The 14311-nt window shown below is 36.7% G+C and carries 12 protein-coding genes and 1 pseudogene; 8 read left to right on the top strand and 5 right to left on the bottom strand.

Annotated features, from left to right (window positions below; translation table 11 throughout):
• On the bottom strand, positions 1 to 562 hold a 562-nt coding region (mutL, locus tag F6K22_RS12030), incomplete at its 3' end, for a DNA mismatch repair endonuclease MutL (RefSeq protein ID WP_293097541.1).
• Between the two features lie 580 nt (positions 563 to 1142).
• On the opposite strand from mutL, the gene F6K22_RS12025 reads away from it, so the two are divergent.
• Positions 1143 to 2537 carry an AIPR family protein gene (locus tag F6K22_RS12025; protein ID WP_293097538.1) on the top strand — a complete coding sequence of 465 codons (1395 nt, stop codon included), beginning with the start codon at positions 1143 to 1145 and terminating at the stop codon, positions 2535 to 2537.
• A gap of 62 nt (positions 2538 to 2599) precedes the next feature.
• On the opposite strand, the gene F6K22_RS12020 is transcribed toward F6K22_RS12025, so the two are convergent.
• Entirely contained in the window at positions 2600 to 3163 is a 564-nt protein-coding gene (locus tag F6K22_RS12020; RefSeq protein ID WP_293097535.1) for a Uma2 family endonuclease, read from the bottom strand.
• Between the two features lie 988 nt (positions 3164 to 4151).
• On the opposite strand from F6K22_RS12020, the gene F6K22_RS12015 reads away from it, so the two are divergent.
• Positions 4152 to 4691, top strand: coding sequence for a hypothetical protein (locus F6K22_RS12015; RefSeq protein ID WP_293097532.1), 540 nt, complete (start codon positions 4152 to 4154; stop codon positions 4689 to 4691).
• Between the two features lie 20 nt (positions 4692 to 4711).
• Here F6K22_RS12015 and F6K22_RS12010 read toward each other — a convergent pair whose 3' ends face one another.
• The 3 genes from F6K22_RS12010 to F6K22_RS12000 all read right to left on the bottom strand — a co-directional run bounded on the left by F6K22_RS12010 (position 4712) and on the right by F6K22_RS12000 (position 7358).
• On the bottom strand, positions 4712 to 5863 hold the full coding sequence (locus F6K22_RS12010; RefSeq protein WP_293097529.1) for a beta-ketoacyl-ACP synthase: 1152 nt from the start codon (positions 5861 to 5863) through the stop codon (positions 4712 to 4714).
• Positions 5864 to 5870: 7 nt separating this feature from the next.
• Positions 5871 to 6608, bottom strand: a complete 738-nt coding sequence (locus F6K22_RS12005) for a peptidylprolyl isomerase (RefSeq protein WP_483244125.1) — start codon at positions 6606 to 6608, stop codon at positions 5871 to 5873.
• 186 nt (positions 6609 to 6794) lie between these two features.
• Complete coding sequence (locus tag F6K22_RS12000; protein ID WP_293097523.1) at positions 6795 to 7358, bottom strand: photosystem I assembly protein Ycf4; 564 nt, start codon at positions 7356 to 7358, stop codon at positions 6795 to 6797.
• Positions 7359 to 7987: 629 nt separating this feature from the next.
• On the opposite strand from F6K22_RS12000, the pseudogene F6K22_RS11995 reads away from it, so the two are divergent.
• The 6 genes and pseudogenes from F6K22_RS11995 to psb28 all read left to right on the top strand — a co-directional run.
• Positions 7988 to 8135: pseudogene (locus tag F6K22_RS11995) on the top strand (photosystem II D2 protein (photosystem q(a) protein)); the annotation flags it as partial.
• A gap of 13 nt (positions 8136 to 8148) precedes the next feature.
• Complete coding sequence (gene psbC, locus F6K22_RS11990; protein WP_293097520.1) at positions 8149 to 9528, top strand: photosystem II reaction center protein CP43; 1380 nt, start codon at positions 8149 to 8151, stop codon at positions 9526 to 9528.
• A 412-nt stretch (positions 9529 to 9940) separates the two neighbouring features.
• On the top strand, positions 9941 to 10747 hold the full coding sequence (locus tag F6K22_RS11985) for a hypothetical protein (RefSeq protein WP_293097518.1): 807 nt from the start codon (positions 9941 to 9943) through the stop codon (positions 10745 to 10747).
• A 180-nt stretch (positions 10748 to 10927) separates the two neighbouring features.
• Positions 10928 to 11371, top strand: coding sequence for a globin domain-containing protein (locus F6K22_RS11980; RefSeq protein ID WP_293097515.1), 444 nt, complete (start codon positions 10928 to 10930; stop codon positions 11369 to 11371).
• Positions 11372 to 11405: 34 nt separating this feature from the next.
• Complete coding sequence (locus F6K22_RS11975; RefSeq protein WP_293097513.1) at positions 11406 to 12911, top strand: cobyrinic acid a,c-diamide synthase CobB; 1506 nt, start codon at positions 11406 to 11408, stop codon at positions 12909 to 12911.
• 593 nt (positions 12912 to 13504) lie between these two features.
• The gene (gene psb28, locus F6K22_RS11970) at positions 13505 to 13855 is read left to right on the top strand and encodes a photosystem II reaction center protein Psb28 (RefSeq protein WP_293097509.1); all 351 of its coding nucleotides are present in this window, start codon (positions 13505 to 13507) and stop codon (positions 13853 to 13855) included.
• Positions 13856 to 14311: the final 456 nt, after the last annotated feature.

Here is a 14311-nt window from a genome sequence, read left to right as displayed (position 1 = left end):
AACAAAGGGATATTTGCTGAATAATTAATTGTATTCCTCGCATTTGTTGTGCATAAGAAGGCATTCCTTGCCGACGTACAGGCCATTTTCCAAAAAGATTAGAAACCTTAACAATAGTACCTGGAGCAATAGCAACTCTTTCAGTTTCAACAGCCTTTCCTTGCTCGTTATAAACAACTCGCCAACCTTCATTTTCATTCTCTGAAAGAGGTGATTTAGGACGACTTAATATCTCTAAATTTGAGAGATTAGCTAAACTATGAAGTGCCTCTCCACGAAATCCCAAACTGGTGATTTTTGTGAGGTCTTGAAGATTAGTAATTTTGCTCGTACTATGAGGATTTGCTGCTTGTTTTAAATTAGCTAAATTCATACCCATTCCATTATCAGAAATTTGCACTCGCCACTGTTCAGAAATGATAGAAATTATGATGCGAGTTGCACCAGCATCAAGAGAATTTTCTACTAATTCTCGTACTACTGCTGCCAAAGAATCAATCACTTCTCCAGCGGCGATTAAATTGACAACTTCTTTAGGTAAAGTTTGAATTTTAGATTGCATTTGTAGACACAAATTTAGCCACGGATGTACGGATTAGTGCAGCAGGGTGCGTTTTGCTGAACAACATGAAATATAAACATATTTTAAATAGTTTGGATAAATATAAGTTGATAGTATATTATGTTCATAACTACTATAACTATATAAGAGCATAAAATTTCTGTCAAATAATAACGATTTAATTATACTCGATCAAATTATTGAAGAGAAAATTAATGACACATTATCTAACAATTCAAAAGAAGATTTTTTTGAATTATTCTCTTTTGAACAATCATTAAAAGAGTATGATCTATCTAATGAAGAAATAGATTCTGGTAGAGTAGATGGAGGTAATGACGGAGGTATAGATGGTTTTTTTGTTTTTGTAAACGATGAACTATTTTATGAACTTCCTTCATTAGAGGATATTAAAAATATTAAAAATATTACCCGAAAACCACAAATAGAAGTTTACTTAATTCAAACCAAAACATCGAAATCATTTCAAGAAACAGCCATAGATAAGCTTATTGTCACTACACAAAAACTATTTGATTTATCCCTAGACATAAAAAATCTAGAAAATATTTATAATGATATGCTTCTAGAGAAGATAGAAATATTCCATACACTATATAGAAATTTAGCTAGTAAGCATCCAAGCTTAAAAATTAATTATATCTATGCAAGCAAAGGGGATACGTCACAAATTAATAGCCAAGTAAAGTTTAAAGTTGAAACACTAAAAGAGCAAACCAAAAAATATTTTCCACCTTCTGAGGTAGAATTTAAGTTTATCGGTGCCAGCGAACTACTGAAAATATCTAGGAAAGAGAAAAGCTATAATTTAGAATTAAAGTTTATAGAAAATTATATATCTAGGTTAGATAACAATTCAGAGAATAATTTAAACAAAGGTTACATTATTCTCTCTAAGCTTAAAGACTACTATCAATTTGTGACTGATGAACAAGGTAATTTACGAAAGTATATATTTGAGTCAAATGTGCGAGATTATCAAGGTAATAATATAGAGGTTAACAAGGATATTAGAAACTCTCTTGATTCCCCTCATAAAGATATAGATTTTTGGTGGTTGAATAATGGTATAACTATACTAGCATCTAATGGAACAACTAAAGGAAAAGTCATTAGCCTTGATGATGTTCAAATAGTAAATGGTCTACAAACAACGACAATTTTATATCAATACATGAATGTTTTAAATAAAAAGAATAATAACGAAAAATCAACCGTTCGGAACAATCAAGATGACAGAGCAATACTAATTAAAATCATCTTTACAGAAGACCAGGAATCTAGAGATAAAATTATTAAAGCAACTAATTTTCAAACTCCGATTCAAGCATCTTCTTTAAGAGCTACTGATTCTATCCAGAGAAATATAGAAGATTACTTTTTACGACACGACTTATTTTATGATCGTCGGAAAAATTTTTATAAAAATACAGGTAAACATTCTAAAAAAATAGTGGGAATTCCTTATTTAGCTCAGGCAATAACTTCTATTGTTTTTCGTGAACCACATAGAGCAGCGTCTAGCCCAAACACAATAATCAAAGCGGATAATAACTATAAAAAAGTCTTTAATGAATCGATAAATATGAAAATTTACTTCTTTTGTGCTAAATTAGTAAAAACAATAGAAGATTGTATTAGTTCGCCAGATTTTTCAGAAGTAAAGAATTGTCTAAAGAATCAGTCTCTTAAGAAGTCTAAAACAACAATTAGAACTTTAAAATTCCACATTGCAATGCTATTTACTATCAGACAACTAAAAACAGCAATTTATCAAGTAAAAGATGTAGAAGAATTAAGCTTACCCGAAGATAGTAAAGTTATTTTTAAAGTGATTAAAGAAATTGATACTTGGACAGATGAGTATTTGAACACTTCAGAGGACTATCCTTCTTTAAATAAAGCAATTAAACGCAAAGATTTTACAGATTTTCTAGTAAATAAAGTTAATTAATCATTCGATTTGATTGGCAAAACCATAGCATTACTGGGGGAGCAAAGTGTTGAAAGTTTGTATCAATCTCCCAATATTTCATCAACAGTAAAAGTTACATTAGGCAAAGCTTGAATTGTCACAGTTTCACCCCTTTGAAAAGTCTGTACAATTTCATAACCATTCGCAGTAGGTTGTCGGTAAACTTCCAGACATTTTTCAGTCAGATTCACCAACCAAACTTCAACAATATTATTCTCAGCATATAAGGGAATTTTTACTTCTTGGTCATATTTAACTGTTGTATCTGAAACTTCTATCAGGAGAAATACATTTTCTGGTTGAGGATGTTGAGTCTCATAAAAATCTGGTCGTCGTTGCAGCAAACTTACATCTGGTTGTGGTTCAGAATTATCGTTCAATTTTATAGGATTTTGTACTCTCACAGTAACAGTTTTTGCTAAACGTAAAATAAACAGTTCGGTAAGACGTTTCACACAAGCTGCATGAGGAGGACTAATAGGGTACATTACCAGAATTTCTCCTCGGATTAATTCTAATCGTTCATTTTCAGTTAATATTCCTGCCTCAAGCATTTTATAACACTCATCTACAGTAAATAATCGTCGCAATAATTCTACAGACATTATCAACTCCTTGAGAATAATTAATTATATGAATTTATTCTACAGAAATTATCAACTCCTTGTGTGCTACCCAAGCATTAAGCAATAACTTCTACTAATTCAAACAGAAGTGAAAACTGCTATAATTTTCAAAACCTGTACTTACAGTAACAGGACTTACCGAATTATTAATTATTAATTGTTAATTAAATAATTGTGGTTTAAAGCCTCCCCTTGGATAGGGGAAAAAAGCGGTTGTTTGCGGAGCATTCCGAAGGATGGGATGGCGAGGTCCCCTCGCTTGCCTCCAATCAACCAAGAGAGCGGTCGTTTCGCTTCGCGACATGAATTGCTCGCAGTCCGTCAGGATGGGATGGGGAGGTCTCCGTTCCCTCCGGGACGCTACGCGAACTTCAAAGCTTTGCGAAGCGCAAACGCTGGCCTCCAATCTCCCCTTGAGAAGAAATGATATTTCCCAATCTTCAATTGGTGTAACGGTTTTAACCTTCTTGTAATTATCAATTATCCATTATCAATTATCAATTAATGAAACAGAGCTACTACATATAGCGGAAAAAACTATATCGTTATAGTTTTTGAACTCTATATATACGGTCTTTGCGTAAGTCCTAAGTAATAAAAAAATATAAATAGGGCTTGCTGAAACCATCTAAAAGCATGGATAGATAAAGGTTTTAGGCTTTTTTTCGCTCAAAAAAGTCTGGCTTTTTCTGCTTGATCGAGCAGAAAGTTAGGGTTTTGAGCAGAATAATTGCAGAAAAATTAAGGGATAAAATATTCAACTAACTCCTCACTCATTACCCATTTCTCCAGTCTCCAGTCTCCAGTCTCCTGTCTCCTCCCCTCACCCATAAGAGTTTTGAGCGCAAACCCTAAATATTGTTGATTTATTTTAAATATTAATAAGAAAGCTTACAATTTGGTTCTGTTACTACTAATAGCCATTAAAATAACTGAATTTAAAATTAGTCTTTAAAATAAGCGAGCAATGGTTTCAAACTCCTCCAACTCCGAACAATCTCAGCCAGAAAAAAAACCTCCGCATCAACTGGAAGAGGAAGAAATACGACGCGATATTATGTTGAGAGGTAGGGAATTTACCCTGGCTGATATTATTGGTCAAGAAGGTGGTTCTTTTATGAAAGGGGAATCTCCAGTTCCCAAACTGGTGCAGGTCAAGACTGAAATTAATACTTTAATTAGCCAGAATTTGCAGGATGTCTCAGGAATTTTACAAGCAGTTCTATATAGGTGGGTTGAGGAAGATACAGCCCGAATTAGTAAACATTTAGATGCACCATTGCAGGCTTTATTAGAATTATTGAAATCCATTTTGGAAAATCCCCCAATCCTTTATGAGCTAGTACGTCAGGTCGATATGCTGTGGGGAGAAATGAATAATGAGCGACCTTATTTTCAGCGTCCGGGACAGCAACCTCATCCCGATGATGAATATACCCATGAATCAGTTTATCAACAGCTTGTTGAACTTACCTTTTGCCTCAATTCTAAGCCTGAGCAAGATTGACTTTAGAAGGTTTGAGTATTTCAACAGTTATGACAGATAGCTAACGCAGCATTTTGCCCCCCAAACCCAAAACTCAAACACAAAACATTTTCCACCAGAGACTCACGACCATACCTCACCAAGTCTAAATCAAATTCTGCCTCATTTAATCCTACACACGGAGGTAAAATCTTATGTTCGATCGCCATCAAACAAAATGCTGTCCCCAATGCTCCAGATGCTCCCAATGTATGACCCGTCGCTCCCTTTGTCGAGCTAACTGCCACTTTGTGAGTAAAAATTTGCTGAATTAAATTAGCTTCGTGGCGATCGTTTAATTGAGTTGCCGTTCCGTGAGCATGAACATAGTCAATATCTTCAGCAGATAAACCGCTTCTTTCCAAACATTGAGCGATCGCCAATATTGCACTTTTGCCACTAAAATCCGGTGCATTACCATAAGTTGCATCATTTGTCAAACCAAAACCCCGAATTTGACCATAAATTTTAGCCGATCTTTGCCGTGCAAATTCAGCAGACTCTAATACCAAAATAGCTGCTCCTTCCCCCAAAACTAACCCTTCCCGATATCGGTCAAAAGGATAAGCACCTGTTTGAGCCAAAGCCCCCATTTTTCTAAATCCTGCTATAGTAAGAGGTGTAATAGGAGATTCCACAGCACCCGCAATAACCTGTTGACATTGACCAGTTTGAATTAACTCAACAGCACGAGCGATCGCCCATATCCCTGTAGCACAAGCAGCCATTGGAGCCAAAACAGTGCCTTTTGTACCGATCTGACTAGCAGCAAAAATAGCAGGTTGATGGGGCAACAGATTAATAAATGAGGTGTAATCTTTTTCCAAATTATCTGGCTGACTATCTCCAATAAGCTGCTTTTTTGCAAATTTTTCTAGCATTCCTTGATAGCCACGACTCGAACCTATGACTATACCACATTCAGGTAGTGGAAGTGTCAAACCCGAAGATTTGACAGCAGCTCCCACAACTTGCTGAGTTAACCTAGTTAGATCGACAGGCTGAGAATTAATTATACCCAAGGGTAGGGGATGTAGTTCTGCAAAAGGTTGATGTAAGCGAATAGCAGACTTACCCTTAAGTAACTTTTCCCAACTTTGATTGAGGTTTCCTAAAGCAGAAGTTAGACCGATACCCGTAACTACAACTTTCACAATTAAGCTATGATTCGCTGCTACTGGGTATGCTTAAATTTTCCAGACCCTCAACTACTTTAGCTGACTCAATGCGATCGCCAGCATCAATTCGATCTACAACTTCTTTCATACCTTGTGTTACATACCCGAATACTGCATAGTCACCATTGAGGAAAGGAAGGTCAGTTAAAGCAAAATAAAATTGGGAAGAAGCAGAGTCAGGAGGCTGAGAGCGAGCCATTGCTACAGCACCTCTTGTATGAGGTAAAACAGGTTGCTGCTGAATACCAACATTTTCAAAAGTTTTGCTGTAAACTGGTTCAGTAGCTTCTTGAGGTTTAATTTCTAGAGGGATATAACGTTCCCTAGAAGTTGTTGGATCGATAAAACCTCCTGTACCTAAATTCTTTAAAGGTACATTGAGGTCTTTACTTTGAGGGTCGCCACCCTGAACTACAAAAGGTTGAGGTTCACGCACTACCCGGTGAAATGCTAACCCATCATAAACCTTTTTTTGAACTAGATCCACAAAATTACCTGCTGTAATAGGTGCGTTCATACCATCTACTTCTATTGTTATAGGAGATGCATTAACAGTCATTACTACTGTTGCTTTACCGTTGAGCTTAGGCAAGTAACTATACTTAGCAGCTAGTTGTGTTTGACTTGATGGAGTTGTAGCAGAAACTTCTGTATTAGGAGCACTACATCCTGTCACTAAAAAAGTTGCAACTACCAACAGTAGCAATAACCACTGGCTCATTTTTTTTTGCATTTTCACTAAAAATTCAATCTTTATTTTTTGAGAGTCTCATCGTTCAATCAAAAATTATAACGGGAGATTCTTGTTTGACTGACGCAACGCTACGCATTTGATGGGGACATTTTTAAATGTTCAAACTCACTCAGGGATTACTTCTAACTTCTAACTTCTAACTTCTGACTTCTACTATAACCCCTCCAAAGGAACTTGGAGAAACTTTGCGAGTTGAGCAGCTTCATTTTCCAATTTAGACAAGGCCAATGGCTGACCTACACGGGTAAGAGGTATTTGCCGACTATCTTTGAGGCGGAGATATATAGCTCTACGAGGATTGAGACCTTCTTTAATATCTACTTTAATCGATTGGACATTTTCTGTAGTACAATTAAATTCTACTTTACGGTTCTTACCAGGAAATCCCCAGCGAAAAATCATAATCTGGCCTTTGTCTTGGTTAAATTCATTATAGCCACCGCCAATGTCCCAAAGAATAGTTAACCACAAAAAAATGCCATATAGTGTACCAATCAGGCCATAAAATCCCATAGCTATTCCTTGGGGTAAGAAATTGAGTTGGCTAGGGTCGGCAACAAGTAACAGGTTAACTTTGAGATAGCTAGAGATCCCTGATAAGAGGAAACCAATACCTCCCATACTGACAATTACAGCCCAGAAGTAATTACTCAGACGACGAGACCCAATAATTGGTTGATGCAGTAGGCCATTGCCTATTGAAGCTTGAGTAGTCATAAATCCTCTATGGTTATTAATTCTAAATTTTAAAATTTTTTCGACTCATATAATAAATATCTAAAATCTAAAGTAGAGTTTAAATAAATTTAAGGTACTAGGGATAGACGATAATTGCAAAATTTATTAAACCTATATATACTTATGTTAACTTGCTTAATAAAACAAACGTTTTGATCAAAGCAAGAGGATTGACTTGGTTGACATTACGTCATCTAGCTTTGTTATGCGATAGTTATTCAAAGTAATGAAGCGGATAGATTTTTTCCATCTGCTAGGACTTGTTCTAGCTGGACTCATGTAATGGATATGCTATAAAGTAGGATCACCTTTGATAGCCCAGAATGTGATATATCTATAGAGGGCGTATAAGAAGCAAGTCAAGTATATATTTGAGATATGCGGTTTCAGTAGGAAAACGAGACTTAAATGCTAGTTTAAATCTAGCTATGGCGGTCAGTGAGAGCTACGCTCCGCGTTCCGCGTTTCGCGCGGTTCGTTGCGCAGCAAACGACCGTGACAGCTTGTGGACTGGATAACGCCGACGTTGCCAGATAGAAACAAGAATAGAAAAGATTATTTATAGAAAATCATAGATTTGTATAGATAATCATAAGTTTCTAAGAATGGCTTATGACTTCGTATCCTAGGAGTTACGGGCATTAGAAGACCCATCGTTTGAAACATTTTATACCAAAAACATTTTGCTGAATAAGGCTACCCAAGCTTGGATGGCTCCTGTAGTTCAGCGACATCAAAAACTTTATATTCCCTTAGGAGGTTCTAATAGGTGGTAACACTCTCTGATTCTATGATGGGAGGCCGTGATATAGAATCAACAGGCTTTGCCTGGTGGTCTGGAAACGCCCGTCTAATTAATCTATCTGGTAGACTGCTGGGCGCTCATGTTGCTCACGCAGGTCTAATTGTATTCTGGGCTGGAGCAATGACTTTGTTTGAGGTTGCTCACTATGTACCAGAAAAGCCAATGTATGAGCAAGGCTTAATTCTCATGCCCCACGTTGCTACTATAGGCTGGGGTGTGGGTCCTGGTGGTGAAATAGTTGACATCTTTCCATTCTTTGTAGTAGGTGTGTTACATCTAATTTCATCTGCTGTTCTTGGTTTAGGCGGCATCTATCATGCTGTTCGTGGCCCAGAAACTCTGGAAGAATATTCTTCTTTCTTCGGATATGACTGGAAAGATAAGAACCAGATGACTAACATCATTGGCTACCACTTAATTCTATTAGGTTGTGGCGCACTTTTGTTGGTATTCAAAGCCATGTTCTTTGGTGGTGTATATGATACTTGGGCACCTGGTGGTGGTGATGTACGGGTAATTACTAACCCTACTCTTAATCCTGCTGTTATCTTTGGTTATTTAGTTAAGGCACCTTTTGGTGGTGAAGGCTGGATAATTGGAGTTGACAACATGGAAGATATTATCGGCGGTCATATTTGGATCGGTCTGACTTGTATCTTCGGTGGTATTTGGCATATTTTCACTAAGCCTTTCGGTTGGGCACGTCGCGCTTTCATCTGGTCTGGAGAAGCTTATCTCTCCTACAGTTTGGGCGCTCTGTCTTTGATGGGTTTAATTGCTGCCTGTTTCGTATGGTTTAACAACACTGCTTATCCTAGCGAATTCTACGGCCCTACTAATGCTGAAGCTTCTCAAGCTCAGTCTTTTGTATTCTTAGTTCGTGACCAAAAATTAGGTGCTAATATTGGTTCTGCTCAAGGTCCTACTGGTCTTGGTAAGTACCTCATGCGCTCTCCTACTGGTGAAATTATCTTTGGTGGTGAAACAATGCGTTTCTGGGACTTCCGTGGTCCTTGGTTAGAGCCTCTTCGTGGTCCTAATGGTCTAGACTTGAACAAATTAAAGAACGACATTCAGCCTTGGCAAGTTCGTCGTGCTGCTGAGTACATGACTCATGCTCCTAATGGTTCTATCAACTCTGTAGGTGGAATTATTACTGATATTAACGGGTTCAACTACGTTAACCCTCGTGCTTGGTTAGCTGCTGCTCACTTCATTCTTGGTTTCTTCTTCTTAATTGGTCACTTATGGCACGCAGGTCGCGCTCGTGCTGCTGAGGGTGGTTTTGAGAAAGGTCTTGACCGTGAGACTGAACCAGTGCTATCTATGCCTAACCTTGACTAATATCTAGTCACTGTATTGAGCTAGTTTATTGCTAAAATTGTTTAAAAACCTCACCCAAATTAGGTGAGGTTTTTATTTTTTTATGTATAGCGCTAGGCGCTAGGGAATAGGGAATAGTAAACTGTCAAAGGATTTCAGGATTTAGAAATGTCCTAATCTTTGCTTCGACTGCTATAATAGCGTGTCTGGCTTGAAAATGTGGGTAAAAAAACCTAACCCCCCAACCCCCTTCCCTGCAAGGGAAGGGGGGGTATCTCTTCGGTCCAACCTCCTTCCCCCTGGCTAGGGAAGAGGGGGTGTTTCTCCCCTCTCCTTGCAGGAGAGAGGTTGGGGGAGAGGTCTTCGGTGGTTGGTAACGAGTTGCTGACGATTTTAGTCTAGACACCCTAGTAAGTTGAGAAACTGATAAATTATGAAGATAGAATTGCCGAATATATCTGAAAGTTTTAATCAGACTAAAGATTTTTTAGTTGAGAAAACTGATAAAGCAAAAGATTATATTTCTGAAAAAACAGAAGCAGCTAAAAACTCTTTATCTGAATTAGCGAATCAATCAGTTAGTAGTATTAGTGAAGCAAAAAATCAAAGTGTTGAAGTTATTTCTCAAACTACTAACAGTGCTGTAAGTAGTTTTTCAGAAATAACTGCACAGACAAAGGAAGTTTTTGCTGAAACAACTCAAAAATTGACTGATACTGCTACTAATACAACTAACCAAGCTGTGAAAAGTGTAGCTGAAGTTGCTGATAATATAATGCAAATAAGGAAAAGCTTTAGTTATCTAGTTACTGAAGTTATTCAAAATTATTTTTCTCCTGCTATTATAGAGTGGGTCGAATCTCATCCTTTGATGGTTTGGTTATTAAATCATCCTTTAATTATATTAGCGGTTGGTTTGTTATTAATATTTATACTGTTAGGATTTTTGCAAGTAGTTAGTGATTTAGGCAAGTCATTATTTTTATTTATTTTAACTAGCCCCTTCAAAGTTTTTAAGAGTATTTGGAGCTTGAGTAATAAATCTACTTCTAAAAAATTTTCTAACGGAACTGATTTAGGTGAAAATTTAACATTAATAGATTCTTCAAATAAAATTATAAATAATCGCCAGAGACTAATACAGATTTTGACTAGGTTGGAAAACATAAAGAAGGAACAAGATTTACTTTTACAAGAAGCTTCAGCAATTATTAAATCTCAATCAAAATTTAGGGAGTAGGAAGTAGGGAGTAGGGATTAGGGAGCAGGGAGCAGGGATTAGGGAGAATAAAAAATATTCTGACTTAGAGAGAACAAAGGGGTGCATCATAATTAAAGATCTAAAGAAAAAGTTGATTTTATTCAGTGGTAAATTCTTGCTAGATAAAATTATATTGACATTAAATTACTAGCAATATATATGGTCAGTCAAAAAACAATTGATATTGTTAAATCTACAGCTCCTATTCTCAAAAAACAGGGAAAGCAAATTACTACTCGGATGTATGAAATAATGTTTCAAAATCATCCTGAAATTCAATCACAATTTGATATGTCGGCTCAAGCGGATGGCTCTCAACCAGCAAAGTTAGCAACTGCTGTTTATAGTTATGCTACTCATATTGATGATTTGGCTGGTTTAAAATCAATGGTTGAAAAAATTGCTCACCGTCATGTGCAAACTCATGTACGACCGGAACAATATCCAATAGTGGGAGAATGTATGTTGCAAGCTATGCAAGATGTTTTGGGAGAGGATGCAACGCCAGAAGTTATAGCTGCTTGGGTAGAAGCTTATCAGATATTGGCGGAGGTTTTTATTCACCGAGAGCATGAAATATATGAGGAGGAAGGTGTTTCCTGATTTCATTTTTTTTAGTTAAAAAAAGGGGTAAATATTGAGTTTAATAGTTGCGGGAGAGCGTAGTGGTGTTGGGAAAACAACTATTACGTTGGCGTTACTAGCTTATTTAAAACAGCAACATCTTAAGGTGCAGTCATTTAAAGTGGGACCTGATTACATTGACCCGATGTTTCATCAATATGTGACGGGTAAACCTTGTCGGAATTTAGACCCGGTGCTGACTTCTGAAGTTTATGTGCAACAATGTTTTGGGCGTAATATTCAGGATGTTGATTGTGCTTTGGTGGAGGGGGTGATGGGTTTGTTTGATGGGGTGAGGTTTTTTGATCCCCCCTTACCCCCCTTAGAAAGGGGGGAGAAAGATGATGGCGATGGGTGTTTTCCCAGTTTTGCTTCTACTGCTCATATTTCCCGGTTGCTGAATTTGCCTGTTTTGTTGGTGCTTGACTGTAGTAGGTTGTCTGCTTCTGTGGCAGCGATCGCTCATGGTTTTGTTTCTTTTGATCCTTCTATTAATTTTGCTGGTTTGATACTTAACCGGGTAGGAAGCGATCGCCACTTACAACTACTCCAAAATTCTTTAAAATGTATAAATTCTCCTATACTTGGGGTTTTTAGAAGGCATCAAAATATTAGTATTCCTGACCGACATTTAGGTTTAGTTCCCACTGATGAAATGCCGGACTTAGATATTTTAATTAATGACTTGGCTAACTTGGCAAAAACTTGTTTTGATTGGGAAAAGTTACTGCCTATTTTAAAAGTTGAGAATGAGATTTATCAGTACCTTTTATCTAGTCAGGTTTGCTCTGATCAGACAATATATTTGCCGAGCTTAGTTGCCAATAATTTTGAGAAAAAAAGGTCAGAAATTTTGATAGGAGTGGCTCGCGATAGGGCATTTAATTTCTATTATCAAGATAACTTAGATATTCTGGAAGAGTTAGGAGCAAAAATATTATTTTGGAGTCCGCTAAAAGATGAAAATTTACCAGTAGGAATACAAGGTTTATATTTTGGTGGGGGATTTCCAGAAGTTTTTGCTCAACAGTTAAGTGAAAATTTTATGGTTAGAAAGGCAGTTAAGGAAGCAATTATTTCGGGAATGCCGACTTATGCAGAATGTGGTGGGTTAATGTATTTATCTGAAGCAATTATTGACTTTAATAGTAACTCTTGGGAGATGGTAGGAATTTTGCCGACTAAGGCAGTAATGGGGAAAAGTTTAAAGTTAGGATATCGGCAAGCAATTTCTAATATAGATACTCCTTTATTAGTAGCAAATACACAAGTTTATGGCCATGAGTTTCATCGTTCAGAATTAACTGAAGCACCCCCAATGCCGCTATATAAAATGTGGCGAGTTGATGAGAAAAAAAATCAAAGTCAGGCAACTTTTGAAGGCTGGAATTTTGAGATAGTTCATGCTTCTTATCTTCACCTTCATTGGGGAAATAGGATAGATATTCCGAGGAGATTCATTGAGCAGGGTAGTAGGGGAGTGAGGGAGTGGGGGAGAAGTCAAAATAAGAATAATTAACACGCTACTAACTAATAATATCATGTCCGGTTGAATAGGTATAATTAAAGCTTGTAGAATTGCTCTAGCCAGACCTATCTATATATCGGGCTAAAGCAATTCTACAAACAACAACTTTTTTATCGCTAATTATCCGGAGATGATATAATTATCAAAAAGGTTATTCCACCTGTGTTAATTACTTAATAATTGAAGTTTCACCCAAGTATAGTATTCTTTTTTCACCCTTGGTATAAACAGAAAGAGACTAGAGGTAAAATCTCAGATATATTTAGGGCTTGCCGATTAAATATAAAAGCATTGACAGAGAAATAAAGTGCCTTTTTAGGTCTTGAAAAAGTACCTGGTTTTCAGATCTTCATTCTCAAAAAGTTAGCATTGATGGCAAGAGTTGGGCAAAAAAATTACTCCTGTAGGGACGTTCCATGCAACGTCTTTAGCTACTCCCCTACTCCTTAAAAAAGACTTTTTCAGCAAACCCTATTTAGAGGTCTGAACAAGTCCGCTTTTTTTGATTCTGCCTCCTAATCTCTGCATATTTTTGGTAAAATTGATAAAATTAAGAACTGTTCAATACCAAATTAAAAAATCAAATGACTGTATCTGTACAATTTATTGAAGGATTGAATGAGAAAATTACAGAAGTTAGTCTGAGAAAACTTCGTAACTCGGACACAAAAATCGTTGTATTAATATTTGAGCGCCTGCAAGCTACTGAGAGTTTTCGTTCCTTCACTAATAAAATAAATAAATTATGGTTGAAAGACGAGGAAGGAGATATTGAAGTATCTCCCAGTGGGATTAAGTTTTTGTCTGCTGATGAAAGTGATTTTTCCAAGGTAGAATGTTCTTTTGAAGTTGAGTCAGAGGAAAATTTTGAGAGAGTAATGCGATTTTTACACCGTTATGCTGAGGCTAATGGTTTTGAATTTAAGTCTAATTAGGCAAATATAAATAGGGTCTGCTGAAAAAGTTTTTGGTGAGGAGAGATAACAGTTCAATAATTGATAATTTATAATGAATAATTGATAATTACCTCTCCCTAAAACGGATTGGATTGACGCGGAGCGTGAAAATTTTTTCTGATCAAGGGGAGATTTGATATGGCTAGGTTTCCTCAGAATCCCATTTTAGGTCATGCTCCGCAAAGGAGAGGCGCTTTAAACCTTAATTATTCAGTAAAAGGCATGAGTTTTTTTGAGGTTAAACAGGAGTAAAATATTTCACTATAAGAGACTAAATGTATCAGTAAATCTAACAAAGGGAATAGGATCCTGTTCAGCAATCACATTTCTTCCACGGTTATTATCGATGGAAGAATGTTCATATTCTAAAGAATTGCGAGACAACTGAAAGTCTTTAAAGGCAAATGTTTTGGCAAAATTTAGCTGGGATTGGGC

Source organism: Okeania sp. SIO2F4 (assembly GCF_010672385.1).
Classification (GTDB): domain Bacteria; phylum Cyanobacteriota; class Cyanobacteriia; order Cyanobacteriales; family Microcoleaceae; genus Trichodesmium.
This window is presented reverse-complemented; position numbering and strand designations above follow the sequence as displayed.